29 protein-coding genes are annotated in these 26,045 nt (G+C 71.6%); 15 read left to right on the top strand and 14 right to left on the bottom strand.

From position 1 onward, the window contains the following. Positions 1-160: 160 nt before the first annotated feature. Positions 161-637 (bottom strand): VOC family protein, encoded by a 477-nt coding sequence (locus ACWGKT_RS24035; RefSeq protein ID WP_453275311.1) that lies wholly within the window; start codon positions 635-637, stop codon positions 161-163. Between the two features lie 229 nt (positions 638-866). On the opposite strand from ACWGKT_RS24035, the gene ACWGKT_RS24030 reads away from it, so the two are divergent. Then, entirely contained in the window at positions 867-1,661 is a 795-nt protein-coding gene (locus ACWGKT_RS24030) for an FkbM family methyltransferase (protein WP_453275310.1), read from the top strand. 480 nt (positions 1,662-2,141) lie between these two features. On the opposite strand, the gene ACWGKT_RS24025 is transcribed toward ACWGKT_RS24030, so the two are convergent. After that, the gene (locus ACWGKT_RS24025) at positions 2,142-3,191 is read right to left on the bottom strand and encodes a zinc-dependent alcohol dehydrogenase family protein (protein ID WP_453275309.1); all 1,050 of its coding nucleotides are present in this window, start codon (positions 3,189-3,191) and stop codon (positions 2,142-2,144) included. Positions 3,192-3,578: 387 nt separating this feature from the next. Between ACWGKT_RS24025 and ACWGKT_RS24020 the strand changes: the two genes are divergently transcribed. After that, entirely contained in the window at positions 3,579-3,716 is a 138-nt protein-coding gene (locus tag ACWGKT_RS24020; protein ID WP_356145544.1) for a hypothetical protein, read from the top strand. Between the two features lie 36 nt (positions 3,717-3,752). On the opposite strand, the gene ACWGKT_RS24015 is transcribed toward ACWGKT_RS24020, so the two are convergent. Both ACWGKT_RS24015 and ACWGKT_RS24010 read right to left on the bottom strand, forming a co-directional pair. Beyond that, positions 3,753-4,334, bottom strand: coding sequence for a sulfocyanin-like copper-binding protein (locus ACWGKT_RS24015; protein WP_453275308.1), 582 nt, complete (start codon positions 4,332-4,334; stop codon positions 3,753-3,755). Next, a complete protein-coding gene (locus ACWGKT_RS24010) occupies positions 4,331-4,609 on the bottom strand; it encodes an SHOCT domain-containing protein (RefSeq protein WP_453275307.1) in 279 nt (92 codons plus the stop codon). The genes ACWGKT_RS24015 and ACWGKT_RS24010 overlap by 4 nt, the downstream gene beginning before the upstream one ends. Positions 4,610-4,794: 185 nt before the next feature. On the opposite strand from ACWGKT_RS24010, the gene ACWGKT_RS24005 reads away from it, so the two are divergent. Together ACWGKT_RS24005 and ACWGKT_RS24000 are read left to right on the top strand one after the other, a co-directional pair. Further along, positions 4,795-4,944, top strand: a complete 150-nt coding sequence (locus ACWGKT_RS24005; RefSeq protein WP_453275306.1) for a hypothetical protein — start codon at positions 4,795-4,797, stop codon at positions 4,942-4,944. Between the two features lie 154 nt (positions 4,945-5,098). Continuing rightward, a complete protein-coding gene (locus tag ACWGKT_RS24000; protein WP_453275305.1) occupies positions 5,099-5,533 on the top strand; it encodes a DUF7144 family membrane protein in 435 nt (144 codons plus the stop codon). 3 nt (positions 5,534-5,536) lie between these two features. On the opposite strand, the gene ACWGKT_RS23995 is transcribed toward ACWGKT_RS24000, so the two are convergent. Continuing rightward, positions 5,537-6,673, bottom strand: coding sequence for an alpha/beta fold hydrolase (locus ACWGKT_RS23995; protein ID WP_453275304.1), 1,137 nt, complete (start codon positions 6,671-6,673; stop codon positions 5,537-5,539). Positions 6,674-6,990: 317 nt separating this feature from the next. Here ACWGKT_RS23995 and ACWGKT_RS23990 point away from each other — a divergent pair, with 317 nt between their 5' ends. After that, positions 6,991-7,596, top strand: coding sequence for a VOC family protein (locus tag ACWGKT_RS23990; protein ID WP_356145500.1), 606 nt, complete (start codon positions 6,991-6,993; stop codon positions 7,594-7,596). A 20-nt stretch (positions 7,597-7,616) separates the two neighbouring features. Next, the gene (locus tag ACWGKT_RS23985; protein WP_356145498.1) at positions 7,617-8,246 is read left to right on the top strand and encodes an isochorismatase family cysteine hydrolase; all 630 of its coding nucleotides are present in this window, start codon (positions 7,617-7,619) and stop codon (positions 8,244-8,246) included. 39 nt (positions 8,247-8,285) lie between these two features. Here the strand turns inward: ACWGKT_RS23985 and ACWGKT_RS23980 are convergent, their stop codons facing one another. From ACWGKT_RS23980 to ACWGKT_RS23970, 3 genes are read right to left on the bottom strand one after another with little or no spacing between them, the layout of a single operon-like run. Beyond that, a complete protein-coding gene (locus tag ACWGKT_RS23980; protein ID WP_453275303.1) occupies positions 8,286-9,140 on the bottom strand; it encodes a phosphatase PAP2 family protein in 855 nt (284 codons plus the stop codon). Then, positions 9,137-10,015 carry a VTC domain-containing protein gene (locus tag ACWGKT_RS23975; protein ID WP_453275302.1) on the bottom strand — a complete coding sequence of 293 codons (879 nt, stop codon included), beginning with the start codon at positions 10,013-10,015 and terminating at the stop codon, positions 9,137-9,139. The genes ACWGKT_RS23980 and ACWGKT_RS23975 overlap by 4 nt, the downstream gene beginning before the upstream one ends. Further along, the gene (locus ACWGKT_RS23970; protein ID WP_453275301.1) at positions 10,012-10,674 is read right to left on the bottom strand and encodes a DUF4956 domain-containing protein; all 663 of its coding nucleotides are present in this window, start codon (positions 10,672-10,674) and stop codon (positions 10,012-10,014) included. Before ACWGKT_RS23970 ends, ACWGKT_RS23975 begins: the two co-directional genes overlap by 4 nt. A gap of 153 nt (positions 10,675-10,827) precedes the next feature. Here ACWGKT_RS23970 and ACWGKT_RS23965 point away from each other — a divergent pair, with 153 nt between their 5' ends. The 3 genes from ACWGKT_RS23965 to ACWGKT_RS23955 all read left to right on the top strand — a co-directional run bounded on the left by ACWGKT_RS23965 (position 10,828) and on the right by ACWGKT_RS23955 (position 13,584). Continuing rightward, positions 10,828-11,499, top strand: coding sequence for a response regulator transcription factor (locus ACWGKT_RS23965; RefSeq protein WP_453275300.1), 672 nt, complete (start codon positions 10,828-10,830; stop codon positions 11,497-11,499). Continuing rightward, complete coding sequence (locus ACWGKT_RS23960) at positions 11,496-12,875, top strand: ATP-binding protein (protein WP_453275299.1); 1,380 nt, start codon at positions 11,496-11,498, stop codon at positions 12,873-12,875. The genes ACWGKT_RS23965 and ACWGKT_RS23960 overlap by 4 nt, the downstream gene beginning before the upstream one ends. 64 nt (positions 12,876-12,939) lie before the next feature. Further along, positions 12,940-13,584, top strand: coding sequence for a DedA family protein (locus tag ACWGKT_RS23955; RefSeq protein ID WP_453275298.1), 645 nt, complete (start codon positions 12,940-12,942; stop codon positions 13,582-13,584). Here the strand turns inward: ACWGKT_RS23955 and ACWGKT_RS23950 are convergent. The 5 genes from ACWGKT_RS23950 to ACWGKT_RS23930 form a co-directional block, all read right to left on the bottom strand. Beyond that, complete coding sequence (locus tag ACWGKT_RS23950) at positions 13,581-14,129, bottom strand: hypothetical protein (RefSeq protein WP_453275297.1); 549 nt, start codon at positions 14,127-14,129, stop codon at positions 13,581-13,583. The genes ACWGKT_RS23955 and ACWGKT_RS23950 overlap by 4 nt on opposite strands. A gap of 19 nt (positions 14,130-14,148) precedes the next feature. Then, complete coding sequence (locus ACWGKT_RS23945; RefSeq protein WP_453275296.1) at positions 14,149-14,970, bottom strand: DUF817 domain-containing protein; 822 nt, start codon at positions 14,968-14,970, stop codon at positions 14,149-14,151. An 82-nt stretch (positions 14,971-15,052) separates the two neighbouring features. Further along, positions 15,053-15,748, bottom strand: a complete 696-nt coding sequence (locus tag ACWGKT_RS23940; protein ID WP_453275295.1) for a DUF899 domain-containing protein — start codon at positions 15,746-15,748, stop codon at positions 15,053-15,055. A gap of 66 nt (positions 15,749-15,814) precedes the next feature. After that, positions 15,815-16,369 carry a hypothetical protein gene (locus ACWGKT_RS23935; protein ID WP_453275294.1) on the bottom strand — a complete coding sequence of 185 codons (555 nt, stop codon included), beginning with the start codon at positions 16,367-16,369 and terminating at the stop codon, positions 15,815-15,817. Positions 16,370-16,501: 132 nt separating this feature from the next. Further along, positions 16,502-17,221, bottom strand: a complete 720-nt coding sequence (locus tag ACWGKT_RS23930) for a hypothetical protein (protein ID WP_453275293.1) — start codon at positions 17,219-17,221, stop codon at positions 16,502-16,504. A gap of 198 nt (positions 17,222-17,419) precedes the next feature. On the opposite strand from ACWGKT_RS23930, the gene ACWGKT_RS23925 reads away from it, so the two are divergent. After that, positions 17,420-19,885, top strand: coding sequence for a SpoIIE family protein phosphatase (locus ACWGKT_RS23925; RefSeq protein ID WP_453275389.1), 2,466 nt, complete (start codon positions 17,420-17,422; stop codon positions 19,883-19,885). A 275-nt stretch (positions 19,886-20,160) separates the two neighbouring features. Here ACWGKT_RS23925 and ACWGKT_RS23920 read toward each other — a convergent pair whose 3' ends face one another. Then, positions 20,161-21,066, bottom strand: coding sequence for a helix-turn-helix domain-containing protein (locus ACWGKT_RS23920; RefSeq protein WP_453275292.1), 906 nt, complete (start codon positions 21,064-21,066; stop codon positions 20,161-20,163). A 65-nt stretch (positions 21,067-21,131) separates the two neighbouring features. On the opposite strand from ACWGKT_RS23920, the gene ACWGKT_RS23915 reads away from it, so the two are divergent. The 5 genes from ACWGKT_RS23915 to ACWGKT_RS23895 all read left to right on the top strand — a co-directional run. Further along, positions 21,132-22,679 (top strand): alpha/beta fold hydrolase, encoded by a 1,548-nt coding sequence (locus ACWGKT_RS23915; RefSeq protein WP_453275291.1) that lies wholly within the window; start codon positions 21,132-21,134, stop codon positions 22,677-22,679. 76 nt (positions 22,680-22,755) lie between these two features. Continuing rightward, the gene (locus tag ACWGKT_RS23910; RefSeq protein ID WP_453275290.1) at positions 22,756-23,370 is read left to right on the top strand and encodes a hypothetical protein; all 615 of its coding nucleotides are present in this window, start codon (positions 22,756-22,758) and stop codon (positions 23,368-23,370) included. A gap of 71 nt (positions 23,371-23,441) precedes the next feature. Then, complete coding sequence (locus tag ACWGKT_RS23905) at positions 23,442-24,590, top strand: hypothetical protein (RefSeq protein WP_453275289.1); 1,149 nt, start codon at positions 23,442-23,444, stop codon at positions 24,588-24,590. Positions 24,591-24,638: 48 nt separating this feature from the next. Next, positions 24,639-25,439, top strand: coding sequence for a TIGR03936 family radical SAM-associated protein (locus ACWGKT_RS23900; protein WP_356145471.1), 801 nt, complete (start codon positions 24,639-24,641; stop codon positions 25,437-25,439). Positions 25,440-25,703: 264 nt separating this feature from the next. Continuing rightward, a partial coding sequence (locus ACWGKT_RS23895) for a hypothetical protein (protein WP_453275288.1) occupies positions 25,704-26,045 on the top strand: 342 nt, incomplete at its 3' end.

The following is a 26,045-nucleotide window of genomic DNA, read 5'->3' as shown; positions in this document are numbered from 1 at the left end:
ATGTGGGAACGCCGGCCCGACACCGGTTGCGAGTGGTCACGCGCAGGCTCATACGAGACTGTGTGGCCTTTGAGACCCTTCCCGTCCGGGAGGGGCTCTCGGCGTGGTGGCGTTCGGGGCCGTGGATCCGGCGCTGTGAGGTCCTCGACGGAGCCGAACCTCAACTTTCCAAGAGGCTGTCGGCGTCCTGCGTGGAGGCCGCGAACGCCTCGGGGCCCTGCTCCGCCGCCGCCGGGTCCATCCACATGACCTGCCAGCCGTGGCCGTCGAGGTCGAAGAAGCTGCGTGAGTACATGAAGCCGTAGTCCTCGGCGTCATCTGCCTTGGAGCCGCCCGCCGCGAGCGCGGCGGCACTGACCGTATCGACCTCGTCGCGGGACGACACGCTGAAGGAGTACAGCGCCAGCGTGTGCGTGGTGGGATCGGCCATCGGCAGTTTCGAGAACTCCGCGAACTTCTCGCGGGTGAGCAGCATGACGAAGGCGTGCTCGCCGACCAGCATGCAGGCGGCGGTCTCGTCGGTGAACATCGGGTTGAAGCTGAACCCGAGCTCGGCGAAGAACGCCTTGCTGAGTTCGAGGTCCGCTACGGGGATGTTCACGAACAGCATGCGGCCGGGGTGTGCGGGATTGGACATGGTGGGTCTCCAGTCGGTGGCTCGATGGCGTACGTACTGGTTGACCGGTCCGGTCGGCGGAACTCATCGGTGGATCCCGGCCGGGTCGCAGTCGCAGCGTGGAGCGCTGGTCCGGCGCCGGCGGGGGTGAGCGGGGACGAGGTGACCCTGTGAATCAGCGGCGCGGCCGAAGTGAAGCGTGCGGGCTGGATTGTTGAGTCCAACCCTGATAAATCACCTTGTCATGACCATGAACACGATTGAACTGCACAGTATCAATCGTTGGGAGGCGTCCTTCCTGCGCGAGGAGGTGGACGGCTACTTCACCCACGGTGTCGAGTGCACGCCGGGCGCGACGGTACTCGACGTGGGCGCCAACATCGGTGTGTTCTCGGCGGCCGTCTATGAGCGGCTGGACGGGGACGTGCGGATCTACGCCTTCGAGCCGGTGCCGCCCCTCCACGCGACACTCGAACGCAATGCTCGCGAGTTCTTCAACGGACGTCTGACCGCGCTCCCTTACGGCTTGGCGTCCCGTGACGACGAGCTCGATTTCAGCTACGTTCCGGCCGCCACGATCTTCTCGTCCTCCTCGCGGGATCAGGGGAACATCGAGGCCGAGCGGCGGCGGGTCACCGCCAGCGTTGTCGAGATGATCCGCCAAGGCGGCCTGGGGCCGGTCCTGCGCCGCGTACCCGCGCCCGTCCTCACTCTTCTCGTCAGCCGCAAGCTCCGGGTGATGCGGCGGCTTGAGACGCACCGGGTGAAGGTCAGGCCCCTGTCATCAGTGCTCGACGAGCAGGGCATCGACCACGTCGACCTGCTCAAGGTCGACGTGGAAGGCGCCGAACTCGATGTGCTCAGCGGCATCGAGGAACGGCATTGGCCGCTGGTCCGCCAGGCCGTCGTCGAGGTGGAGCGCTGGCAGCAGAACCGCGACACGGTCTGTGAGGTCCTCCTCACACACGGCTTCACGGTCAGCACCGAGCAGGACCCGGTGCAGCAGGCCGGCGACATCGGCATGGTGTTCGCGGTCAGGCCTTGACCGCGCGCGGGGGGAGCAGCGGCAGGAGGTCAGCCCACGGCACACACCCCCGAGCCAACCCGATGACCACCATGTCCAACAGGTAGGTTGACCATGGCCGTTCAGAACACAGCGGCTGACTTGGGGGACTTCAGGGGGACTTGGGTACGAATCCGACGTGCGCGCCGACAACGCTTGGACGCAGACATCATCCGCGCCCTGCAGATCCCCGTTCCAAGGTTCGCGCAGGAACGGGCACGACAGCTGATCCAGCAAAGGAAGTGGGAGGAAGCGATCACCGAGATCAGGGAAGCGACGGGCTACGACCGTCGGGACGCCAGATGCGTCAATCTCGCCCTCATGTACGGATGCAGGGTCCCCACCCCCTGCCGCCTTCCTTGGGCCCGGAGGCGACCGGCCCAGAATGTCTCCGACAGCCACAGTTGACATCAACAGCACCGGAGGCGATCACCGTTCGGGGGAGGTTGCCGTATCGAACACCTAGCTGTCCCGGCCGTCTTCGAAGACGAAGAGCGGTTTGGCGCCGTGAGCGGGTGTTTCGGCGAACGCGATGGCTTCCGTGAAGCGTTCGAGCGGGAACGGCCGGCCTTGGGGAATGCTCAGCACTTCGTCGGCGACGAGGCTGCGAACCTCGGACAGCGCGCGCAGCGCATCCGTGGGTGAGGCAGTGCCGAACCAGCGGTTCAGCCAGAAGCCACGGACCACTTTGGTCTCGTAGATGAGCGAGCGCGCCGCCACTGGAATCGTCAGCGCCGCCGGGTCGGTCTGCCGGTGGGTGGAGAGCGCGCCGTAGACCACGACCTCTCCTCCCGGAGCCAATGCCTGGGACACCTGGGCACCTACCTGGCCCGCGACACAGTCGACGGCCTTGCGCACGCCGACCGGTCCCGCAATCTCGGTCACACGCCGCACCAGGTCCTCGTCCTCCGTGCAAATGACCTCGTCGCCACCAAGCGCCTTGATCTCCTCAACGGCATCGCGCCGCCGCACCACATTGATCGTGCGAATGCCCAGATGCCTGGCCAGCTGAATGACGAGCCGCCCGACGGTGGAGCCCGCCGCCGTCTGCAACAGCCATTCTCCCGGCTGTACGTCGAGTTCGCGTGTCACCAGGAGCAGCGCGGTCAACGGGTTGACGGCGAGTTGACAGGCGCTGGAGTCGCTCAGCCGGTCGGGGACCGGAAGAAGCCTGTGCGCATCGGCAACGAGGTATTCCTGCCAGGTGCCGGCCACACGCGGCCCGGGTACGGCCGGGACGGCAACGGTCACCACGCGCTCGCCGATCTTCAATCCCTCGGTGTCCGGACCCAGGGCCTCGATACGGCCCACGCATTCCATGTGCCCCCCGACAGTGGGGAATTCGGGGGAGAAACCGTAGCGACCACGCAACACGTGCAGATCGCTGGCGTGAATCGGAGTCGCCTTCACACGGATCAACGCCTGGCCGGCTCCTGCCGTGGGAACGGGCCGGGATTCCAGCCGCAGGACATCGTTCGGCTCACCGACCTCTCCGGCTACGAGCGCGCGCATGGATTGCGGCATGAGCGACCTTTCGTCTCCCGGCACCCCCCACGAACTCGGCGGACGTTCTGAGCAGGAACGACGCCACCTTCGGTGGGTCTCGACGCCGTATGTGCCGCTCACCTCGCCCGATCGCCCGATCGGCAGATTCATCGAGCGCCAGGTGTCCCCCTGCACTCATCCCAGCTTGCGCTCCTTCGCGAGCGCTGTCATGTCCGGAGTCTCGTGCCCTCGCCCGTGGGAACACACGGCAGGTCCCGGTCACCCGTCATGCGCTGGGAGCCCGATGAGCCCGATGAGCCCGCGGGATCGGGATAGGGGACAGGGCCGACAGATCCTTCGGGACTGGTCATCGCCGGTGGACTTCTGTCGGCCTGCGGTGCCGAGAGCCCTGACGTGACGTACAAAGCCTGGACCGAGGGCGGCAACCTGAAATCCGTCAGGCACGACTACGTCGACGGCCTCAACGGCGCGGTGAGCATTCCGGCCGAGGTGCGCGGAGCCGACTGGAACACACGGCAGGCCGGCCGGTGACCTGCTCCGCCCAGCGGTAGTGGGGCCCGGCCGTAGCTACCGGACCACGTCGAGCTCGGCGTACATGCCGGAGGCGTAGTGGCCGGGGAAGTTGCACAGCAGCTCGTAGCGGCCCGGCCGCAGCGTCATCGTGGTCCAGCCTGTCGTACGGGGGAGGATTCCGTCCCCCTTGCCCGCACCGCAGGTCCGCGAGGCCTCTCCGAGGCTGCCCGTCTCGGAAGTCCGCCCGTTGGCGCCCACGGCCCGTTCTCCCACGATCCGACCCGCCGGCAGCGGCAGCACGACGACTTCGTGCGTCAGTGCTCCCGCGTTGACCACCCGCAGTGTCACCTTCCCGGCCGGAGCCGTCGCCGGGGTGGCGACGAGGCGCATCATGCCCATGCCGTGCAGGCCCGGGCGGCCGCCCGTCATGCGTCCCATGTCCTCCACGGTCACACGGACCACGCTGCCGGTCGGCGTCGGTGCGCCGCATCGCGTGCCCTGCACCGTCCAGGACGCGGGTGCCGTGGCGCGGAAGGCCCCCGTGGCGGCGAAGAAGGCCGTCGTGGCGATGCCCAGCACCAACGCCGCGGCTGCGGCGAAGACCGCCGGCCACATTCCCGGGCGGGCCGCACTCACCGGTGCTCCCGAAGCAGCGCGAGACGCCGTTCGTACTCGTCGTCGTCGATCTCCCCGCGGGCGAACCGCTCGGCGAGCACGTCCTCGGCTCGGCGGCTTCCCCATCGGGGTTCGCCGTTCAACGGGTGCGGGCCGGAGTCCTGGTGGTGACGGGCACCGGCGAGGTAGCGCACGAGCGCGATGACTCCAGCGATGATCAGAGCCCAGAACAGCACCATGAACACGGCCATGGCGAACCAGCCGCCCCAGCCCCATCCGCCGTCGTACCACATCATGCCGATCACTCCCCTCGGCCGATGGCTCGGTGAGTTCCAGGATGGTCGGCAGGGGCGCGGCGGAGTAGGGCCATCGTTCCCCGCGAGGGGGCCGGACGGCCCAACGACCGCACCCACCCGAGAGACGTCCGTGCGGAGCGCGCGCCGCAGGCCACGCCGCGTTCGCCGTCTCCGCCGTCCATTCGATGTTCGTCGTGCCGGTGATCGCGGTCGCCTTCTGGGAGTGGACGGCGCTGGCGATCACGTTCACGTGCGCGGTGGTCGCCGGCGGCGTGCGGGAGGCCGCCGAGGCGACCGCGTCAGCCGGCCGGGTCGCGTCTCCGGTGAGCGTCTGACCGCCCTGCGCCCAACGGGGTGTGTGTACGTAGTCGCGCTCGGTCGGTTGCGGTCGCGGTGCCGCGGGATTGCGGTGATCCTGTCAGGGAGACGCGGCTGGCTTCGCACGGCCACTGTGCGTCGCTGACCGCGCTGTACAGGAAGGCGACGACCATGACAGCGATGCCCGACAAGGCACAGCAGGGGCACGGGGCGCCCGGCGGCGCCAAGTTGATCGACACTCCGTCCTTGGCCGCCGGGGCCATGATGATGCTCAGCGGACCGCTCAGCATTCTCATGGGCGTATCAGGCATCGCGCAGGACAGCCTGTTCGCCTCCTCGTCCCAGTACGCCTACCGGTTCGGCCTGACCGCCTGGGGCGTGATCCACCTCGTCGTCGGACTGGCGCTCGTCATCGCCGGTCTGGGCGTACTGATGAACCAGGCCTGGGGCCGCGGAGCCGGCGCGGCGGTGGCGGGGATCAGCCTGATCACCCAGTTCATGTTCGTTCCGTACTACCCGGTGTGGGCCATCTCGGTGATGACCCTCGACCTGCTGATCCTGTTCGCGCTGACGAGGTACCACATCGAGACCAGCGGCGGCCGGTGAACGTCATTTGCCGACCGTCGAGGCGGCCGGAGGCCGTGTGCCCCGGCCCTGGTCGCGGTACGGGGCCAGGAACGTGGTCAGCGCCGCGAGCAGCTCCTGGGGAGCCTCCTCGGCCACCCAGTGGCCGGAACCGGGAATGACGGCGCTGCGCACGCCGTGCGCGACGAGTTTCATCGTGCCGGCGACATTCCCACCGAGGCTCCCCGCGCCGCCGATCGCGAGGACGGGCAGGGTCAGCGGGTGTTTCCTGCGCTGCAGGTCCTGCGCGCTGGTGGTGTCGAGCGCCCGGTACCACCCGAAGCTGCCGCGCAGGGCGTCGTGCCCGGAGGCGAGGACCCGGACGTAGTGGTCGACGGCGTAGACGGGGAGTTTGCGTACGGCCTTGGTGGCGAACTGCCAGCCGAAGTAGATGCCTTCGCGTCCCCGGACGAGTTCTTCGTTCACGTCGGCGAGCCGGTTGAAGGGGATGTGCCACAGCCGGTTGTTGACCTGCGCGGAGCCGATCATGGGCGGCGACGGGGTCACGCCCGGGAGGATCGCCTCGGCGACGGCCAGGCGGTCGACGCGCTCCGGGTGATCCGCGGCCAGCGCGTAGGCGATGGGCATCCCGGTGTCGTGGCCGACCACGGCGAACCGCTGGTGGCCGAGCGCGTCCAGCAGAGCGACCATGTCGCGCGCCAGGGTCCCGGTGTCGTACCCGGACCTGGGCTTGTCCGTCAGCCCGATGCCGCGCTGGTCGACCGCGATGACCGTGAAGTGCTTGGCCAGCGCCGGCATCACCAGGCGCCAGGCGTACCAGGTCTCGGGCCAGCCGTGGATCAGGAGCAGCGGCGGCCCCTCGCCTCCGACGACCGCGTGCTGGCGCAGTCCATTGGCTTGGACGAAACGGTCGGTGAACGTCTTGGCGAAGCCGGCCGGCAGGTGCGGCGCCTGCCCGACGGAGCCGAGGTCCCGCGGCGTGGGTATGGGCGTGGCCTCGGGTTGCGGGGCCCCGCCGTGCGGCAGGGTGGCGGCGGCCAGTGCGGCGCTTCCCAGGCCGAGCCCCAGCGCACCCGCACCGGCCGTGCGCAGCACATGGCGCCGGGGCAGTCGGGTGGTGGCTTCGTCTTCGAAGTCGCCGTTCCCGGATGCCTGAGACATGAGGCTCCCTTTCCGCGTCCGACGGGCGTACGTCCGCCCAGCCCATGCTGGGTCGCACCCCTTGCTCCCGCAATCGGAGCCGGCGGTCTCCGGCGGGCCTGTACGCGGGGTGGCCCGGTCGCCGTCCGCGCGCGCGGGCCGGGCGATGCGTGGTGAGACTGGGAAGGGCAACAAGGAGGCAGGAATGAGCCGGATGGTGCTTTGTGTCCGCTTCACGCTGCGCGAGGGTGCCGGTGAAGCGTTCGACTCCGGCAAGTACCCCTCCGGGTCCGCGTAGCGGTTCGTCAGGCCACCACCCCAAGGAGGAGGGCGGATTCATGAGCGTGAGCGACATCGACGTGAACGACATCGACATGAAGGTGGAAGTACTCGTCCTACCGGTGTCGGACGTCGACCGGGCGAAGGAGTTCTACGGCCGCCTCGGGTGGCGGCTGGACCGTACCCCGCCCGGAGTCGTGCAGTTCACCCCGCACGGCTCCGCGTGCTCGGTCCAGTTCGGCACGCGCCTGACCTCGGCCGCGCCGGGTTCGGGCAAGGGGTATCTGATCGTCTCCGACATCGAGGCCGCGCGCGGCGCGCTGGTCGCCGCCGGTGTCGAGGTGAGCGCGGTCTTTCATCCCGGGCCGGACGGTCCGGTCGAGGGCCTCGACCCGGAGCGACGCAGCTACTTCTCGCGCGCCACGTTCGTCGACCCCGACGGCAACACCTGGCTGCTGCAGGAGGTCACGGCCCGCCTCCCCGGACGCGTCGATCCCGGGCCGACGTCCTACGGCTCCGTGCCCGATCTCGCGAGTGCGATGCGACGCGCGTCCGCCGCCCACGGTGAACACGAGAAGCGCATCGGCCAGGAGGATCCCAACTGGCCCGACTGGTACGCCCAGTTCATGGTCAACGAGCAGACCGGCGCCGAACCGCCCGAGTAGGGCCGGTACAGGGAGGAACCATGGCCGAGACCTACGATCCCCGCCGTACGGCCGTTCTGCTGATCGACCCCTACAACGACTTCATCTCGGAGGGCGGCAAGGTCTGGCCGCGGCTGGAGCCCGTGGCCGGCGAGGTCGGTCTGCTGGACCATCTGCGCTCCGTGATCGCCTCGGCCCGTGCGACCGGTGTGCGCGTGGTGTTCGTGCCGCACCGTCGCTGGGAGCCGGGTGACTACGACACGTGGGACCACCCGACCCCCTCGCAGCGGAAGATCCAGCAGTTGCACCACTTCGCCAGGGGCTCCTGGGGCGGGGAGTTCCACCCCGACTTCCAGCCGCGGCAGGGCGAGTTCGTCGCTCTGGAACACTGGGGGTCGAGCGGGTTCGCCAACACGGACCTGGACATGTGGCTCAAGCAGCACGGCATCACCCACGTGGTTCTCGTCGGCGTGCTGGCCAACACCTGCGTCGAGGCCACCGCCCGGTTCGCCATGGAGCTCGGCTACCACGTGACGCTGGTCCGCGACGCCACCGCGGCGCTCGGTCCCGAGATGATGCACGCCGCCCACGAACTCAACGGCCCCACCTTCGCTCAGGCCATCGTCACCACGGACCGACTCGTCGCCGCGTTCGACGCATCCCGGCCGTGAACGGCGGCTCACCCGAAGGGAAGGCCGACGAGCGCGGAATCAGTGGCCGGCGACGGCGAGTTCGTAGTCGCCGACGAGGTCGCCCAGGAGGGTTCCCGCGGTGAGGTCACTGGGGACGTGGCCCGCCATGTAGAGGCGGGAGTAGAGGACTTCGTCCTGCATCCACCGGTAGTCCTCGGCCCGGTGCGGGGTGAGGGCGCTGAGGAAGGTGACCGCGGCGGCGGCCCGGGTGGCGTGGCGGGAGGGGTAGGAGTACGGGCCCTTGGCGCCGGGCTTGATGTGCTTCTCCGGGCGCAGGCTCGGGTCCAGGACGAACGGGGCCGGCTGCTTGTCGCGGGTGGCGACCTGGTCGCTGATGGTCTTGGCCAGCTTCAGGGCCGCCTTGAGCTCCGTCTTCTCCGCCGTGCCCCGCTGGACGGGGACAAGTTCGCGCTGGTCGTGGAGGTAGAGCTTCCAGATGTCCTTCTTGCCGTTGAGCTCCAGCCAGGTGGCGGCCCTCTTCCCGGCGGCCGTACGGGACTTGGCGAGTTGCTGGACCTGGTGGAGTTCGGCGGTGCGCTCGGCGGCGGTGGGCGGTGCGGGGACCCGCCGCGCGGCCCAGGCGGCGAAGGCCTTGTCGTCACGGGCGGTGCCGTGCGCCTTCTTCCACTGGGCGAAGAGGGCATCGGCCTTCTGGCGCTGGGCGGCGGCCTGCCTGCCGATCGGCGCGAGGTCGGCGTCCGGGAAGAGGCGCGGGGGCGGGTTCCGCTTGATGCGGTCGGTCGCCGAGAGCTTCGCCTTGCCCGAGGAGGCCGCCGGAACCAGGTGCGGTCGCAGCAGGCCGAAGGCGGCGGCCGCCACGGCGAGCAGCGCGATCACGGCGTACGGCCATTTGATGCCGCGCAGGGGAGTCATACGACGGGGATCCTCTCGATGAGCGGAGCGGGAGCGGGAGCGGGAACGGGAGCGGGAGCGGGAGCGGGAACGGCTTCGGTGAGCGGGGCCGGCGGGGCCTCGGTGGTGAAGTGGGTGCGGGCGAGGCGGCGCACGTCGTTGTCCGGCAGTCCCGGGGTGAGCAGGGCCCGGCCGACGATGTACTTGCTGAGCGACACGGGCCGGGCACCGAGGCGCAGCAGCAGCCGGTCGGCCGGTGCCGGTCGGGCGGTGCCCTTCGTCTCGACGAGGACGTGTCCGGGATCGAGGGCGGCGGTGCGGTCGCCCCGGTGGCAGGTGAGGAGGCCGTCGAGCGTGACGCGGCTGCCGTGGTCCAGGTCCGCGAGGGCCGCGCGGACGTAGCGGACCTCGGCCGCGGGGGTCAGTGCGGCGGCGAGGACGGGGATGTCCGCCCGCCGCAGTACGTCGTCGACGAATTCGGCCGCGCAGACGTCCAATTGGCCGTAGGCCTGGGCGGGGGCCCGGAGGGCGTGTTTGACGGTGGCGCCGCGGCCGTCCTTCGTCTTCACCTCGACGCGGCACAGACCGTCCTCCGCGTACAGGCGCGTACGGACCTTCCAGCGCCGGCGGCGGCCCTGGACGTGGGCGTGCCAGGCGCCGAGCCGCTCGGTGTCGAAGTAGGTGCTGAGGTAGCTCGTCGTACGGCGGCCGGCCAGGTCGAGGACGTGGTGGCTGCCGGCGAGCCGGTCCACGAGGAGGCGCGCGCGGTCGAGGGGGAGCAGGTACTTGCGGTCGGTACGGTGCTGGAGTGCCGCGGCCGCGTCGACCTCGGCGAGCGTGGCACCGCGCAGCGCGGACAGGCCGAGGTCGGCCGCGAGGACGGAGGCGGCGGTCATGAGACGGTCACCTGCTCACGCGGCTCGGCGTCCTGGGCGGGGGCTGCCTCTCCCCCCTCGCCGGGTACGGCGGGGTAGCGGGCGGAGACCCGGGTGGTCTCACGGACGTAGTCGACCTCGTCGATCACCACCGACAGCGGGGCCCGGCCGAAGCGGAACGCGACGTCCTGGGCGATCAGGGAGGGGTCGTCGTAGACGCGGTCCAGGGTCAGTCTCACCGTGCGGGTCGGCGGCTGGTGGGCGCGGGAGTCGTCCACCAGCAGGACGGCCACCAGCACGACCGCGACCAACGCGATGACGAGCCAGTTCTCGCGCCGCGGCAGGCCGGTGCACAGGGCGATGACCAGGGCCACGAACGTGTAGGCGACGTCGCGCAGGGTGAACGCCGCGCTGCGCAGCCGGACGAGGGAGAGTATGCCGAACAAGCCGAAGCCGACCCCGGTCGGGAACTTGCCGGCGCTGATCGTGCTCATCGCCGCGAACAGGCCGACATTCAGCGCGGCCAGGACCAGCGGCATCGCCGGTGCGCTGGGACGGCGCCGGTAGAGCAGCCCGACCAGGATCAGCAGGGCCAAGATGTCGAGGCCACCGCGCGTGATCAGATCCAGGGGTGCGATGTGGTCGGTGATGCCCTTGGCGGCGAGCACCCGTGCGTCCATGACTGTCCCTTTCCGCCCCGGCGCATCGGACGGCGGACCGGTCGCGGCCCGCGGTGGCCGCGACGTGAAGGACGGTAGGGATTTCACATGAACAGACCATGAAGCCTTCCGGGCCCCCGGAGCCGGGCCCGTGGGCGGGTTAGCCTGGCCGCCATGCACTACCTGGTCGTCGATGACGAGACCCGCCTCACGGACCTCGTCGTCCGCTACCTCACCGAGTCCGGACACACCGCCGAAGGCCGCTACGACGGCCCCTCCGGCCTGGCCGCCGCCCGTGATCCCCGCCTGGACGGGGTCCTCCTGGACGTGATGCTGCCGGGCATGGACGGGGTCGAGGTGTGCCGCACCCTGCGCGGCGAGGGCGTCGACGTCCCGGTGATCCTGCTCACCGCGCGCGGAGCGATCAGCGAGCGGGTGGCCGGGCTGGACGCCGGCGCCGACGACTACGTGGTCAAGCCGTTCGCCATGGAGGAACTGCAGGCCCGGCTGCGGGCGATATCCCGGCGCCGCCCCGACAGCTCCGGCCGTCTGGAGGTCGGCGACCTCGTCCTCGACCCCGAGCGGCAGCGGGCCTGGCGGGCGGACACGGAGCTCGACCTGTCCCGGCGCGAGTTCGACGTGCTGCGGGTGCTGATGGAGAACGCGGGCCGGGTCGTGACCCGGCTGCAGCTGCTCGACGAGGTGTGGGACGGCGAGACCGACCTGCGCAGCAACGCCATCGACGTCCACGTCTCCAAGGTGCGGGCCAAGGTCGACCGCGCCTTCGACCGTACGACGATCACGACCCTGCGCGGACGCGGATACCGCCTGGAGACCGCCCCGTGACCCTGGCGGGCGCGGGCGGGCCGCGGGCCTGGTTCGGGCGGCTGCCCGTCGTCACCCGCCTCGTCCTGGCCGTCGCCGTCACCATGTCCCTCGTCCTGACCGGGACCGCCGGGTTGGTCTACTGGCGGGTCCAGACCGCACTCGACCGGCAGCTGCACGACGATCTGGCCGCCTACCAGCAGAGCCTCGACCGGGCTCTGCGCGCCCGTACCGCGCTGCCCCCGGGCCCCAGCGGCAGCCTCTACCAGGTCCTCGACGTGCACGGCCGCGTCCTCGGCGCCAGTGATGCCGCGGGCCGCCGGGCACTGCTCACTGACGCCGAACTCGACGCGGCCGCCCGGGGACACGCGGTACGGCGGGACATCGGCTCCCTGCTGCCGATCACTCCGGACACCTTGCGGCTGCAGGCCGAGCGCGTCACGGCCGGCGGTGCACCACGGATCGTCGTCGCCGCCGTCCGCCGGGGGCATCGCGACGAGGCCCTGCGCGAACTGCTCGCGCAGCTCGCCCTCGCCTCCGGACTGACCCTGATCGCCGCCTCGTACGTCGGCTACCGCACCGCACGCGCCGCCCTGCGCCCCGTCGAGCGCTACCGCACCGCGGCGGCCACCCTCGCCGACGGCGCCCAGAACCTGCGCCTGGACGTGCCCGCCGACCGCGACGACGAGATCACCCGCCTCGGCCACACCCTCAACCGCATGCTCGACCGCCTGGAGGCATCCGCCGTCCGCGAGCGCCGGTTCGTCGCGGACGCCAGCCACGAGCTGCGCACCCCGCTGTCCCTGCTGCGGGCCGAGGTCGACGTCGCGCTGCACCGCCCCCGCCCGGCCGAGGAGCTCACCGAGACCCTGCGCTCCGTGGACGCCGAGGTTCAGCGCCTGATCGACCTCTCCAACGCCCTGCTGGACCTGGAGGAGCTCGGCAGCGCCGACCACATCACCCGGGCCCCCGTACGCCTCACCGACCTCGTCGACACCGCCGTCGCCGCGCAGGCGCGCACCGCCGAGCGGGCCGGGCGCGCCCTGACCGTGGACGCGGCGGACACCACCGTCGACGTCGACGCCCGATGGCTCGTGCCTGCCCTCGGCAACCTCGTCGACAACGCCCTGCGCCACGGCCACGGGACCGTCCGCCTCACGGCCGCCGTCCACGAGGGCAGGCTGCGGCTGCGCGTCACGGACGAGGGGCCGGGCTTCCCGCCGCAGTTCCTGCCCCGGGCGTTCGACCGCTTCGCCCGCGCCGAGGCGAGCCGCACGAGCGAGGGGTCCGGGCTGGGGCTCGCCTTCGTACAGGCGGTGGCGACCGCGCACGGCGGCACCGCGCACGCCGAGAACGCGCGGCACGGGACCGCCGTCACGCTCGACCTGCCCTGCTGACCCCTGCCCCGCAGACCGGGTGCGCGGGCCTCTTCGCCCGGCACCGGCGACGTACGGTGGACACATGGACCCGCCCCTCCCGGGCCCGCTGGCCCACCTGGCCCCGCTGCTCGGCCATTACGGCTACTGGGCCGTCGGCGTCGTGGTCCTCGTCGAGGACTTCGGTGTTCCCGCCCCCGGCGAGACGATCCTGATCGCCGCGGGGATCTACGCCGGGGCCGGGCGGCTGAACATCGTCGCGGTCGCGACGCTCGCGTTCGCCGCGGCCGTCGTGGGGGACAACATCGGCTACCTGATCGGACGGTCGGGCGGGCGCACCTTCGTGCACCGCTGGGGTCGGCACGTGTTCCTCACCCCGGAGCGCTTCCAGAAGGCCGAGGAGTTCTTCACCGGCCACGGCGGCAAGGTCGTCACCGTCGCCCGCTTCGTCGAGGGCCTGCGCCAGGCCAACGGCATCGTCGCCGGCACCAGCGGCATGGCCTGGCGCCGCTTCCTCGCCTTCAACGCGCTGGGCGCCGCGCTGTGGGTCGGTCTGTGGGCGACCCTGGCCTACGCGGCCGGCACCCACATCACGACCCTCTACGACGAGATCACCCGCTACCAGCTCTACGCGCTCATCGCCCTCGGCGTCCTGGCCGCCGCGCTGGTGGGCCGGCATCTGCTGAGGCGGCGTCACCAGGTCCGTCCCAGCCGCCAGGACGGCGACTAACCGCCGCAGGGGCCGTCCGTGACCGTGCCGGTGTCGTCGGCGGTGTCCGGGACGGTGGCGCAGGCCTGCCTGCCGGTGGCCGAGTCGGTCACGGTCACCTGTCCGCTCGTGCCGAAGGAGGCCGCCACATTCACCCGGTACACGCCCTGGGAGGTCACCACCATCGAGTCCAGTGGCGCGTCGCGCGGCGAGGTACTGCACGGCGCCGGAGCGTACGTGGCCGCGCCGCCGGACGCCGATTCGCCCGGGTACGTGAAGGTGGGTTCCGGGGCGGCGGTGGCGCAGTTCCGGGCGGTGTCCAGAGCCTCGCCGATGATCTCGCGGCCGGCCGCTCGCAGCCCGCCGCTCGTCTGCCGGTCCTCGGAGTGGCGGACCAGCAGCCCTAGCCCACCCACCAGGCACAGGGTCAGGCCGAGACCGAACAGCCAGCCCGTCGGGCGGTGCCCGGCATCGCGCTCCCGCCGCCCCAGGGCGGCCGCCACGGCGGCCGTGACGACGACCACCCCGCCGACCCCGAGCAGGGCCACGGCGGGCCCGGTCGACACGAGCCCCACGTGCTCCCCGTCACGTGGCATCCACTGGGCGACCAGCACCGTACGACCTCCGTTCCGGTCGGCTGGCGGCCACCAGGACGACGGTGATGCTGATCAGCAGGGACCAGGCGCCGAACTTCTCCACGCCGACGGGCTGCCAGCCGTGGAGCTGGTACGGGTAGCGCCAGGCGCCCACGTAGGTGGCGAGGTTCTCCGCCACCCACAGGAAGAAGCCGATCAGGACGAACGACAACGCCAGCGGCATCTGTCGGCGTACCCCGCGCACCGTGAACCGCGCGGAGGTGCCCGCGGTGACGGCCACCAGCAGTCCGGCCAAGGGCCAGCGCGCATCGGGCAGCCAGTGATGACTGAAGAAGTTGAGGTAGACCGCGGCGGCCACCGCCGCGGTCGCCCTGGGCCGGTAGCGGATCAGTTCGAGGTCGAAGAGGTGCCAGGCCCGGCAGATGTAGCTGCCCACGGCCGCGTAGAGGAACCCTCCGTACAGCGGGACACCGGCGAACTTCAGCACGGCCGGCTCCGGGTAGCTCCATGAGCCGAGGGCCACCTTCACCAGCTCGAAGGCCAGCCCGATGACGTGGCAGACGGTGATGACGGCGATGTCCCGCCCGCTCTCCCAGCCACGCACCCAGAACAGGAGGGTGAGCAGCACGCCGTAGACGACGAGCAGGTCGTAGCGGGCCACCGGAAGTCCGGGCAGCAGGGTGGACACCGCCACGCCGGACAGCAGCGCGATGGCGAAAGCGCAGGCCCTGGTCTGCGTCCAGGCGAACACGAGCAGTTGGCGAACCGACGAGGCCAGGGGGCCGGCGAGGTATGCGCTGAAGCTCAACATGGTGCACGGGAGGACGAACATGCGTGCTGAGACGGTTCCGGCTCCCCTTCGCATGGGTCATCGTGGCCCGGCCGTGCTCGGTTCAGCCCTCGTCGGCGTGCGGGCCGTAGAGCGCGGCGATGGTCTCGGACGTCGCCCACCGGCTGTACGTGGGGGACTGGGGCCAGCCCTCGGGCGAGTCCTGCCACTGCTCCTGGCGTCCGTACGGCAGCAGGTCGATCAACGCGAAGGAATGACTGAGCTGTTCGGTGCCGCGGCCGTTGGTGTGCCAGGTCCGGTAGACCGTGTCCCCGTCGCGGAGGAACACGTTGACCGCGAATCCCCCGTCGGGCGGTGCGCCGACGTCGGCCCCGAACGGGCTGTCGGCGGTCGAGTACCACGTCATCCGGTTGCCGACCCGCTGCTTGTAGGCGAGCGCCTCCTTGATGGGGCCCTGGGTGACGACGACGAAGCGGGCGTCGTAGTTGTCCAGGAACTCCAGGCGCGTGTACTGCGAGGTGAACCCCGTGCAGCCCGGGCACTGCCATTCCTTGCCGGCGAACCACATGTGGTTGTAGACGATCAGCTGGCTCTTGCCCTCGAAGATGTCCGCCAGCCGAACGGGGCCGTCCTCGCCCTCAAGGGTGTAGTCGGGCATCTCGACCATCGGCAGGCGACGGCGCTCGGCCGCGATGGAGTCCAGCTCCCGTGTCGCGGCCTTCTCCCTGGCCCGCAGTGCCTCAAGTCGGCGCTCCCAGGTCGCGGCGTCGACGACGGGTGGTAGTGCGGAAGTGGTCATGATGCCCTCACAGAGCTCGTCGCGGTCTTCGCTTGCACGGAGGTGGACCGCTCCGGGCTCCGGAACTCATCGGTCGCCGGCCGACGAGTTCCGGTGCCCGGGCCCTTCTCTCTGTAGGATGTACGTGCTGCGCGAGTCCGGGTCGTGGAAGAAGAAATAGAGTTCGAGGGCCTTCTCGTCGTCGCGCCGCAGCTCGAACGTCCAGGTGTAGGTCTTGGGAATCCGGGGGCTTTCCCCCGTCGGGGCGGGCGGATCGTCCGGCTCCGGCGCGCGCGTGGCCACCGCGGTGCGTGAGGTGAGCTTCAGCCGGACGTGCTGGCCGTCGTTCCACCCGGTCCGCTTGTCGGTCAGCTCCCAGGTCCCCCTGCCCGACAGCCGCCACCGGTCGTCGAAGTCCCATTCCAGGCCGTCCAGGAGACGGATGTCGGCCTTCCCGTCGGGCCGGAGGACGACGTGCGTCCGGTCGTAGCCGAGCCAAGAGCCCGCTACTTCCGCCGGCTTCGCGTCATGCAGTGCGGGCACGTCGTCGTACATATGGGGATTGCATCCCGTGAGTGCGAGCAGACAGGCGACGAACACCGCGTGCCGTCCTCTGGCGAGGCCGGACAACTGGGGCAGCACGGCCTTCCCCCCTTCCCCCACAGCAGCGCCGAAGACGAGCGGACGCAACCGCTCGCCGATCAAGGTCCCGTCATGCTGGCATCATTTCTGAACGCGTTCAACTCCTGTGCGGCGGGCAACACCCCGTCGACCTCAGGTGAACCGTGCGTCACCGACGTCGATGGAGACCATCGTCTGTTCCAGGATCGGGCGGTTGTCCGCGTCGCTCCGGTAGGCCCGGCGCCTGGTGGGGAGCCGGATCCCGTCCGCCTCGACGATGTCATGGACGTACTGCGCCGCGGCGAACCCGCCCGCGACGTCGACGTGGTAGTCGTGCCGCCGCAGCAGATGGTCGAACCCGAAGTAGAAGTCCTGGTGGGTGCTGTGGCTGGCGATACCGGGCGGGAAGGTGGCGCGCAGGCCACGCCAGAGTTCGTCGCCCTCCCGCCAGGGGGCGATCTCGGTGACGTCGAAGCCGGGCATCGCGAGCAGGAAGGGCGTCGTGAGGTACGTCCACAGCGCGTACCCGTTGAAGTAGGCGCGGTCCAGCGGGTCCCAGGGGGTGCTGAGGTCATGGCCGGTGAACGAATCGCGCGGTGCGTCGCGTTCGGCCACCACGTGCCCGTCGAGCTTTTCGACGGCGACGCGGTCGGGCCTGAAGTCGGACCGCTGGTCGGGCGCACCGAACGGCAGCACCGAGGCGTGCTCCTCGTGCAGCCAGACGGTCATCTCCCGCGGCGTGGGGTCCTGCGGCATGCCTTTGATCGTGAACAGGTCGCCGCCGCTGACGATGGTGGCGCGGACCATGGTGAGCGCGTTCCAGCGGTCGAGGCCGCCATGGGCGTCGAGGACCGCTGAGAGCAGCGCGTTCATGTCGGTCTCCTGCTCGGTCGGGGCGCCCCACTCATCGTTCACCGTTTTGCGGACGTCCGCTCGACGGCGGAGCGGGCCGGAACCCGCCACGGGTCGTGGCGCGCCGGATGTGACGTTCCGAGCCCCTTCTCTGTCGCGCACGGAGACCGAGAAGAGGAACATCGGAGTGACGGAGGCGAGGTGGTGGCTGTAGTGGCTATGGGGACGCCGTCGATGCTGTTCAGCGAGAGTCCGGAGGATCCGTTCGCCCTCGGGCACGGAGCCACGGCCGTACTCGATGATCAGGGCACCGTGGTCGGCTGGAGCGCACGGGCCCAGGAACTGCTGGGCTATTCGGCCAAGGAAGTGATCGGACGGGCGTGGCGGGAGTTCCTGGTCGACACCCGTGACCTGCCGGTCGCGCGCTCCGTCGTCGTGAACGCCGTGAGGGCGGGGGGCTGGTTCGGGGTCCTGCCCGTGCGGCACCGCGACGGGCGGCGGGTGGAGATGGGCTTCCGGGCCCGTGCGATCACTCGGGACGGGGACGGCCAGGAGTGGATGCTGGTCGGAGCCCCCGCCGCGGAGGTCATCGCCTGGCAGCGGGACCGTGCGCTGCTGGATGGCCTGTACCGCCGGTCCCCGGTCGGTCTGGTCACCTATGGCCCGGACCGGAAAGTGCTTCGGGTCAACCGTGCCATCGCCAAGGCGAGCGGCGTCCCGGTCGATGCGCCGGTGGGCCATCACCCCCGGGACTTCATGGTGCAGGACGACGCGGCGCGGGCCGACGAGCGAGTACGGCACGTCCTGGAGACCGGAGAGCCGCTGATCTTCACGGAGCAGTCCGCGCGAGCCGCCCACGAACCCGGTCGCGAACGGATCGTGTCCGTCTCCGCGTTCCGGATGGAGGACCCCGCGGGCCGGGTGCTCGGCGTCGCCGAGACGATCGAGGACGTGACCGACCGCCACCGGGCGCAGCGCAGGCTCGCCCTGCTGAACGAGGCGAGCGCCCGGGTCGGAAACTCACTGGATGTGATCCGGACCGCCCGGGAACTGGCCGAGGTGGCCGTCGACGGCCTGGCCGACATCTGCTGCGTGGACCTCATGAAGCCGGTCACCCTGGGCGACGAACCGCCCCCCGGTGTGACGGGTCCGCTGTTGCGCGTGGCCCTCTCGCCCCCGGATCCCCGGATACCGTTCCACGAAGGCGAGGTGGTCCCGATCCTGCCGCAATCCGCGCAGGCGCGGTGCCTGGACGAGCGGCGCACGATTCTCGACCGGCAGCTCACCCTCCGCCCCGAGTGGTACGTCATGGACCGGCGACGGATCGAGGTCGCCTCGGGTCTCGGCGTTCATTCGCTGATCGCGGTGCCTCTGGTGGCGCGCGGCCTGATCCTGGGCGTGGTGAGCCTGTGGCGATCACGCCATTCGGAACCCTTCGAGGACGACGATGCCGCGGTGGCCCAGGAGATCTCCTCGCGCGCGGCCGTCTGCATCGACAACGCGCGCCGCTTCACCCAGCAGCAGAACGCCGCGCTGACCCTCCAGCGCAGTCTGCTGCCGAGCGCGGCGACCGACCTGCCGGCCGTCGAGGTGGCCTGCCGGTACCTCCCGGCCAGCGGTGAACCGGGCATCGGCGGTGACTGGTTCGACGTGATCCCGCTGTCGGGAGCCCGGGTCGCCCTCGTCGTGGGGGACGTGGTCGGCCACGGGATCCACGCCGCGGCCTCGATGGGCCGCCTGCGGGCCGCCGTGCGCACCCTGGCCAGCCTCGACCTCGAACCCGACGAGGTGATGGCCCGGCTGGACGATCTGGTCAGCCTGCTGGCCGCCGAGGTGGAGGCGAACGCCCACGGCAACGGGTCGGCGGACGAGCAGGTGCTCGGGGCCACCTGCCTCTACGCGGTCTACGACCCGGTGTCCCGGCACTGCTCCCTGGCCCGCGCCGGCCACCCGGCACCCCTGTTGTCCACACCGGACGGCGAGGTGACCGTGCTCGACCCGCCCGCGGGGCCGCCGCTCGGCCTGGGCGGACTGCCGTTCGAGACGTACGACCTCGATCTTCCCGAGGGCAGCCTGCTCGCGCTCTACACCAACGGCCTCCTGGAGGCGCGCAGCGGCGACATCGACGCCGCGCTGGAGAGCCTGCGCACATGTCTCTCCGCCGTCGGTGATCCGCTGGACCACACCTGCCACGCCGTGATCGAAGCGCTGCTGCCGGTCGGCCACGTCCCCGCCGACGACATCGCGCTGCTCATCGCCCGGACCCGGGTGCTGCCGCCGGAGAACGTCGCCTCGTGGGAGCTGCCCCTGGAGGCGACCTCCGCCGCCCGGGCGAGGGAGCTGACCACGGCGAAACTGACCGAATGGGGGCTGGAGGAGCTGGCCTTCACCACCGAGCTGGTCGCCAGCGAGCTCGTCACCAACACCTACCGGTACGCGGAGGGCCCCGTCACGTTGCGCCTGATCCGTACGCAGACCCTGATCTGCGAGGTGTCCGACACCAGCCACACCTCCCCGCACCTCAGGCGGGCGCACAGCACGGACGAGGGCGGACGCGGGCTCTTCCTGGTCGCGCAGCTCACCGAGCGGTGGGGCACCCGCTACACCCACGACGGCAAGACCGTCTGGACGGAGCAGCCGCTGCCGCCCACGGCCGGCGACGCACAGCCGCCGGAGGCCGACTGACCGCCCACCGCGGACCGGATCCGGCGGAAACAGGCTGGTCACGACGCGGGGGTCGGGCGATCATCCCTCGTCGACGGCCGCCGGGGGAGAGGCACCGTGCTTGCGGGGCCGCGTCCGCGGGGGAGGGGCCAGTGGGAGAGGACCGACCTGGTACGGGAGTACCGTGGGCGCTCCCAGATGGCCGCCGCGTTCCTCACCCGCATCGCCGGAGACACGGTCGAGGTCCGCCGGAACGGGCGTTCCGCGGTACGGAGTTCCGCGCTCGGCCGCCGCGCTCAGCCCGTCGCCGTGCTCGCGGTCAGCGCCTCGCGGAGCCAGGAGTCCGCGGCGCCCAGGGTCGGGCCGGGGACCAACTCGCCCGCCAGCTGCCAATACCGGGACATCACCGGGTGGTCCGTCGCGGCGAGTCCGGCGGTGAGGGTGCGGCGGAAGGCGGGGGTGTCCCGGGCGGCACTGGCGCGGGCGTGGGCGGCCACATAGCAGTCCAGGGCCTCGCCGGGGCCGGGGGAGCGGTCGGCCCGTAGAGCGCGTTCCACCAGGTCGTAGGCCTCGTACAGGCCGTCGTAGAGCAGGTCGGGGTGCGCGGCCGTGGCGGGTCGGTGGGTCGCCAGGCAGCCGTCCGTGGCGGCCGTCGCCAGGGCGTGCAGCCGGGCGAAGGCGACGACCTGGTCCGGCGTCGGGTCCGCGGGAGGCTGGGGTATGGCCGCCTCGGCGACCGCGGAGCGCAGGCGGGCGGACAGGCGCACGGGAAGCAGCCGGCGCCAGTAGTGCGCGAGCGCGGCCGTGCTGGGCGGGACGCTCACCGCCCCGATCAGCTCCAGACGTTCCGCCACCTGCTCGGGACCACCTTCCTGTACGGCCCGCAGCGCGGCCTCGCGCCAGCGCAGCGCGGCGAGTTGGGTGCCGACGTCGTCCAACTGCCGTGTCACCAAGGCCTCCAGGGAGTCGTCCCCGCAGTCCAGAACCCGGCCGATCTCGGGCACGGGCACACCGAGCGAGCGCAGCGCGCGGATCGTGCGCAGCCGGGCCGAGGCCTCGGGGCCGTAACGGCGGTGGCCACCGGAGCTGCGCGTGGCCTCGGGCAGCAGCCCCTGGTCGGAGTAGAAGCGGACCGTCTTGACCGTGGTCTTCGCGTGCGCGGCGAGCTCGCCGATGCTCATGCCGTCCGGGTCCGTGGGCAAGGGTTGAACCTCCCTCAGGGGGAGTTCCTAGGTTACCCGCGACGACCCCGCCCCTGGAGGTGCTGATGACTGTATTCGTGCTGGTCTCCGGTCCGTTCACCGACGAGCGCGTCTGGAGCGAGGTGACCGGACCGCTGCGGGAGTCCGGCGCCGAGGCGTACCCGGTGACCCTGAGCCGGTGGCCCGGGGCCGACCTTCGGACGCATGTCGACGACGTGGTCCGGCTGATCGACTCCCTGGAGCCCGGGCCGGACGCAAAGGTGGTGCTGGTCGGCCACGACTACGCGATCCACCCGGTGCTGGGCGCGGCCGACCGCAGGCCGGAGCGGATCGCCCGCATCGTGTACCTGGACGCCGGACTGCCGCAGGACGGCGACCCGGCGCTGGCCCTGGTGCCCGACCCGACGGTGGGCGAACTCCTGCGCGCGGACGGCGACTCCGGGCGGGAACCGGCATCGGCGACGGCGACGGCGACAGCGACGGCACCGGCCCCGGTCCCCGTCCCGGCTCCAAAGGAGTGGCAGCGCTGGGGCAGCACGGAGGGACTGTCGGCGGAGCGACTGCGGCAGCTGACCGCTCTCGCCGCCCCGCAGCCCGCGCGCACGCTGACGCGACCGCTGCGGCTGACGGGCGCCGCGGCGGACGTGCCCACCACCGGAATCCTGTGCACGGCGGGCGGCGTCACCTTCGAGACGGTGCAGGCCCTGGTGCGCACCGGCCCGCCGCAGTTCCGCAGGCTGGCCGACCCACGGGTGGGCTTCTTCGAACTGGCCACCGGACACTGGCCGATGCTCTCCCGGCCGCGGGAGCTGGCCGAGGTGCTGCTCCGCGCGGCCGCGGGCGTGGGCCGGCGGCTGACGGCACCCGAGGGCGAGTGGGACCCGTTCCGCGAGCCCTTCCTGCTCGACGTCCCGGAGCTGCCGCGGGTGCGCGACGGGCGCCTGGACCTGCACCTGCCGGATCCGCCGCGCGGGCCACGGCCCGCCGTGCTGTTCGTGCACGGCGGCCCGGTGCCGCGCGACCTCGACGCCACGCCGCGCGAGTGGCCGTTCTACGTCGGCTACGCCCGCTACGCGGCGAGCCTGGGCGTGGTGGGCGCCGTCGTGGACCACCGCCTGCACGGCATCGCCGACTACGCGCGGGCCGCGGGGGACGTGGCCGCGGCCGTGGAACTGCTGCGCGCCGACCCCCGCGTCGACCCCGGGCGCATCGCCGTGTGGGCCTTCTCCGGCGGGGGGCTGCTCGCCGCCGACTGGATCACCGCCCCGCCCCGGTGGCTGCGCTGCCTGGCCCTCACCTACCCGATCCTGGCTCCGCTGCCGGGCTGGGGCGCGGTCGGCGCCCGTTTCCACCCGGTCGACGCGCTGCCGGCCGACGGCGGTGCGCTGCCGCCCCTGGTGCTGACCCGGGCCGGCCTGGAGACGCCGCGGATCGCCGCCACGGTCGAGTCGTTCCTGGACAGGGCGGCGCGGACGAAGGCCCCGGTCGAGGTCATCGACGTACCGCACGGCGTCCACGGCTTCGAGATCCACGACCGGACGGACGAGTCCCGCGAGGCCGTGACCCGTGCGATGCGCACGGTGCTCGGGCACCTGGGGGTCACACCCGCGTAGACGGCATGCGAAGGGCACGTACCCACGGCAGGCTGGGAAAGGAGGGGGCGGGCCCGGCGAGCGAGGGAGAACCCTCATGGGGCAGCAGTCGACGCGGGCGGCGACGAACGTGGCGGCCGAGAGACCCGCCGCGGGCGGCGGCGTGTTCCTGTCCTTCGCGCCGTGGATCATCTTCGGCGTCGTCGCGAGCCCCAGCACCTGGAAGTACGCGGCGCTGGCCGCGCTGGTCGCCGTGATCGGCCTGTCCGGGAGGGACATGCTCCGGGGCCGGTTCTACGTCCTCGACATGGTCGGCATCGTGTTCTTCGCCGTGATCTCGGTCCTCGCGCTCGCGCTGGACCGGTCGCGACTCGTCTGGCTCGAAACGTATGCGCAGGTCATCTCCAACGGGATCGTGGCCCTCGTCGCGCTGGGATCGCTGGCCGTCGATCCCTTCACCGCGCAGTACGCCCGGCGGACGACCGACCCGGGCGTGTGGGACTCGCCCGTCTTCAAGCACATCAACCAGGTGCTGACCGCCGCCTGGGGAGCGGTCTTCGCGCTCATGGCCGTCTCGGCCTGGCTGGCCGTCCGCGTCCCCTCCCTGGACGACTGGTTCAACTGGGTCATTCCCGTGGTGCTGCTGGTCGCCGTCGTGAAGTTCACGGAGCGCTATCCGGAGGCCTACAAGCAACGGGCCCTCGCCACCTGACCGACCGCACGGATCCGTCCTTTCCACGGAGACAGGGCATCCGTACGAGGGGCTGCGGCGTCTACGCGGGTATGGATTTCGAAAAGGCGCCCGAACCGCGGCGACCGGAGCCCGAGGGGTGCCTGGTCGTCGCGGTGCGCATCCCCGTACGCATCGTCGTGCTCGTGCTGGTCGTGCCGGTGCGGATGCTGTGGGACGCGCTCGTCGCCGGCGGCCGACTGCTGCGGGACACCGTGCTCAGGCCCCTCGGCCGGGCGCTGCAGTGGGTGGCCAAGGCCCTGTTCGTCTGGCCGTTCGTCGCCCTGTGGCGGTACGTCCTCGTGCCCGTCGGCCGGGCGCTCGCCTGGCTCGCCCACGTCCTCCTCGTCGTCCCGGCACTGTGGTTCCACCGGTACGTACTGACTCCGGTGGGGCAGGCCCTCGCCCGGGCGGCGCGTGGGATCGGCGCCGCGATCGCCTGGGTGGCGCGCGGTGTCGGGGCCGGGCTCGCCTGGATCAACGCGCGCCTGCTGACCCCGGTCGGGCGCGTCCTGCTGTGGCTGCTCACGGGCATCGGGGCGGTGTGCGCGGCCATCGGCCTAGGGGTCTACACCGCCGCCGCCTGGCTGGTGCGGTACCTGCTCGTCGTCCCCGCCCTGTGGCTGTACGAGTGGTTCCTCGCGCCGGTCGGACGGGCGATCGCCTGGTGCGCCCAGGGCCTCGTGTGGCTGCTGGGTCTGCTCGTCACCGGCATCGGCATGGCCCTGTACTGGACCACCCGGATCCTGGTGGTGCTGCCCGCCCTCGCCCTGTGGCGCTGGGTGCTGGTGCCCGTCGGCCGGGTCCTCGCCGTCGTCGGACGCGAGATCGCCGAGGCGCTCGGGCACGCGTGGCGCATCGCCGGGCGGATCTCGCTCGCCGTCGGCCGGTTCCTCGGCACCCTCTTCCGATGGATTTTCGTGGACCCGGTGCGCTGGGTGTACCGGACGGTCCTCACCCCGGTCGGCCACGTCGTACGGGACGTCGTGCTGCGCCCGGCCGCCGAGGCCGCGTGCGCCGTGGGCCGAACCGCTCGGCAGGCCCTGACCACCGCCCGGGAGACGGTCCGACAGGCACGCGCCGACTTCCGCCGGATGCTGTTCGGCGAGCAGCGGCAGCCGCAGGCCGTGGCCCGACGGGAACCGCCGGGCCGTGACACACGTACTCTTGGTAGCAGTACGACCGCTCTCACGAAGGACTGAACGACACTGGGCAAGCGACAGCCCGAAGGCCCGCCGCCCGCACCCGCGGTGCAGCGCATCCGACTGCGCTACACCAAGCGCGGCCGCCTCCGGTTCACCAGCCACCGTGACTTCCAGCGCGCCTTCGAGCGTGCGTTGCGCCGTGCCGAGGTACCGATGGCGTACTCGGCAGGTTTCACGCCGCATCCGAAGGTGTCGTACGCCAATGCCGCACCCACCGGCACGGGCAGTGAGGCGGAATACCTGGAGATCGCACTCGCCGAGGCCCGCGATCCGCAAGCCCTGCGGAGCCTCCTCGACGAGTCACTGCCCGCCGGGCTCGACATCGTCGACGCGGTCGAGGCACACACGTCGGGCCTCGCCGACCGGCTGACCGCTTCCGTCTGGGAGTTGCGGCTGGACGGCGTCGACCCGGCCGGCGCCGAGCGCGCGGTCGAGGCCTTCACCCGGGCCGAGACCGTGGAAGTACAGCGCATGACCAAGAACGGCGTCCGCACCTTCGACGCCCGTTCCGCCGTGGTGACCCTGGAGAGCCGGGCCAGCACGGAAACGCAAGGTTCGCAGGCTGATAGGCCGAGCGACCAGCCCTGTGCGATACTGCGGCTGGTTGTTCGGCACGTGACGCCTGCCGTACGACCCGACGACGTCCTGTCCGGTCTCCGCGCCGTGGCCGACCTGGCGCCGCCGGTCCCCGCAGCGGTGACCAGGCTGGCGCAGGGGCTGTTCGATGCAGAGACCGGCACGGTGACCGACCCGCTCGCGCCCGACCGCGAGGCAGCAGCGACCGAGCCCCACCCGGCCGCCCTGACTGCCGCCGCGACGGCGCCGGTGCCGGAAGGTTCCGCGTAAGGACGGACGTCGAAAGCGCCGCCCTCGTACTCGGGAGCCACCTGGGTCGGGCAGCGCCACCGACCAGAAGACTTTCGCCAGGCCGTAAGCGACAAGGCGTACGGAACCGGCGAGACAGGACACAGAGAGCTCCCGTGCGGCGCCCGCGCCCCGGACGGCGGCCATCGCGCATCGCGCGGGCCGCGGACGTCAACGGTGGTCGATCCTTGTGATCGACGCCGGACCAGGCGCGGCGCCCGGGAGCCTGACGGGAGAAACGCCCGCATGCTCGAACCGACCGAGCCCACCGAGGGCTCCGAACTGAACACCCCCAGCGACACCCTGCCCCCGCGCAGGCGTCGCCGTGCCGCGTCGCGCCCGGCGGGTCCCCCCGCCGCCGCCGAGAACGCGGCCGAGGTCACCACGCCGGCCATACCGGCCGCCGACCTCACGCAGGAGCCGGCCGCCGCCCAGGCGCCGGAGACCGAGAAGATCACCGAGCCGGTCGAGGCCGAGGTCGTCGAGGCGCCCGTCGCTGTGGAGGAGGCCGCGCCGCGTACGCGTCGTCGTGCCACCCGCCGCGCGTCCGCGCCCGCCGGAACGCCCGCGGCCGCGGAGGCCGCCGAG

Source organism: Streptomyces sp. NPDC054794 (assembly GCF_053611585.1).
Note: the sequence above shows the minus strand (reverse complement) of the source record. Positions and strands in the feature narration are given on the sequence as shown.

What these genes read in the sequence shown, in the direction of transcription:
- ACWGKT_RS24035 (WP_453275311.1), bottom strand. Translation starts at nt 637, where the DNA reads ATGTCCAATCCCGCACACCCCGGCCGCATGCTGTTCGTGAACATCCCC.
- ACWGKT_RS24030 (WP_453275310.1), top strand. Translation starts at nt 867, where the DNA reads ATGAACACGATTGAACTGCACAGTATCAATCGTTGGGAGGCGTCCTTC.
- ACWGKT_RS24025 (WP_453275309.1), bottom strand. Translation starts at nt 3,191, where the DNA reads ATGCGCGCGCTCGTAGCCGGAGAGGTCGGTGAGCCGAACGATGTCCTG.
- ACWGKT_RS24010 (WP_453275307.1), bottom strand. Translation starts at nt 4,609, where the DNA reads ATGATGTGGTACGACGGCGGATGGGGCTGGGGCGGCTGGTTCGCCATG.
- ACWGKT_RS24005 (WP_453275306.1), top strand. Translation starts at nt 4,795, where the DNA reads ATGTTCGTCGTGCCGGTGATCGCGGTCGCCTTCTGGGAGTGGACGGCG.
- ACWGKT_RS24000 (WP_453275305.1), top strand. Translation starts at nt 5,099, where the DNA reads ATGACAGCGATGCCCGACAAGGCACAGCAGGGGCACGGGGCGCCCGGC.
- ACWGKT_RS23995 (WP_453275304.1), bottom strand. Translation starts at nt 6,673, where the DNA reads ATGTCTCAGGCATCCGGGAACGGCGACTTCGAAGACGAAGCCACCACC.
- ACWGKT_RS23990 (WP_356145500.1), top strand. Translation starts at nt 6,991, where the DNA reads ATGAGCGTGAGCGACATCGACGTGAACGACATCGACATGAAGGTGGAA.
- ACWGKT_RS23985 (WP_356145498.1), top strand. Translation starts at nt 7,617, where the DNA reads ATGGCCGAGACCTACGATCCCCGCCGTACGGCCGTTCTGCTGATCGAC.
- ACWGKT_RS23980 (WP_453275303.1), bottom strand. Translation starts at nt 9,140, where the DNA reads ATGACTCCCCTGCGCGGCATCAAATGGCCGTACGCCGTGATCGCGCTG.
- ACWGKT_RS23975 (WP_453275302.1), bottom strand. Translation starts at nt 10,015, where the DNA reads ATGACCGCCGCCTCCGTCCTCGCGGCCGACCTCGGCCTGTCCGCGCTG.
- ACWGKT_RS23970 (WP_453275301.1), bottom strand. Translation starts at nt 10,674, where the DNA reads ATGGACGCACGGGTGCTCGCCGCCAAGGGCATCACCGACCACATCGCA.
- ACWGKT_RS23965 (WP_453275300.1), top strand. Translation starts at nt 10,828, where the DNA reads ATGCACTACCTGGTCGTCGATGACGAGACCCGCCTCACGGACCTCGTC.
- ACWGKT_RS23955 (WP_453275298.1), top strand. Translation starts at nt 12,940, where the DNA reads ATGGACCCGCCCCTCCCGGGCCCGCTGGCCCACCTGGCCCCGCTGCTC.
- ACWGKT_RS23945 (WP_453275296.1), bottom strand. Translation starts at nt 14,970, where the DNA reads ATGTTGAGCTTCAGCGCATACCTCGCCGGCCCCCTGGCCTCGTCGGTT.
- ACWGKT_RS23940 (WP_453275295.1), bottom strand. Translation starts at nt 15,748, where the DNA reads ATGACCACTTCCGCACTACCACCCGTCGTCGACGCCGCGACCTGGGAG.
- ACWGKT_RS23930 (WP_453275293.1), bottom strand. Translation starts at nt 17,221, where the DNA reads ATGAACGCGCTGCTCTCAGCGGTCCTCGACGCCCATGGCGGCCTCGAC.
- ACWGKT_RS23925 (WP_453275389.1), top strand. Translation starts at nt 17,420, where the DNA reads ATGGGGACGCCGTCGATGCTGTTCAGCGAGAGTCCGGAGGATCCGTTC.
- ACWGKT_RS23915 (WP_453275291.1), top strand. Translation starts at nt 21,132, where the DNA reads ATGACTGTATTCGTGCTGGTCTCCGGTCCGTTCACCGACGAGCGCGTC.
- ACWGKT_RS23910 (WP_453275290.1), top strand. Translation starts at nt 22,756, where the DNA reads ATGGGGCAGCAGTCGACGCGGGCGGCGACGAACGTGGCGGCCGAGAGA.
- ACWGKT_RS23905 (WP_453275289.1), top strand. Translation starts at nt 23,442, where the DNA reads ATGGATTTCGAAAAGGCGCCCGAACCGCGGCGACCGGAGCCCGAGGGG.